This window comes from Paenibacillus cookii, assembly GCF_018333375.1.
In the GTDB taxonomy this organism is placed as follows: Bacteria; Bacillota; Bacilli; order Paenibacillales; family Paenibacillaceae; genus Paenibacillus_AQ; species Paenibacillus_AQ cookii.
The window spans coordinates 1-255 of the sequence record NZ_BORW01000131.1; the positions used below are offsets into that span (position 1 = coordinate 1).

1 pseudogene is annotated in these 255 nt (G+C 46.7%); it reads right to left on the reverse strand.

Going from position 1 to position 255, the window contains the following annotated elements:
• Positions 1 to 215, reverse strand: a pseudogene (locus tag KI367_RS26895) (transposase); the annotation flags it as partial.
• Positions 216 to 255 lie beyond the last annotated feature (40 nt).

Below are 255 nucleotides of genomic sequence, written 5' to 3' on the forward strand. Positions count from 1 at the left end.
CCTGAAAAGGTACTTATTCCTTCAAGCGGCGCAGCCAAGAGTGCTCGTAGAATACCTTGTCTGCAGTATCCCTCAGCGCCTCGGGGTGAACGGCTTCTCAGTTCCTTGGCATACGGTCTCAGATCGAAAGAGCTGAAGAAGATCGGCAATCTCTCCTTGGGTTGAATTTTTAAAAGTTCTTCGAAGGAAAACAGACATTCTTGGAGAATATACAAAGTGACTTCCTCCATCCTTGAGGTTTTTGGGTTTGGTCAC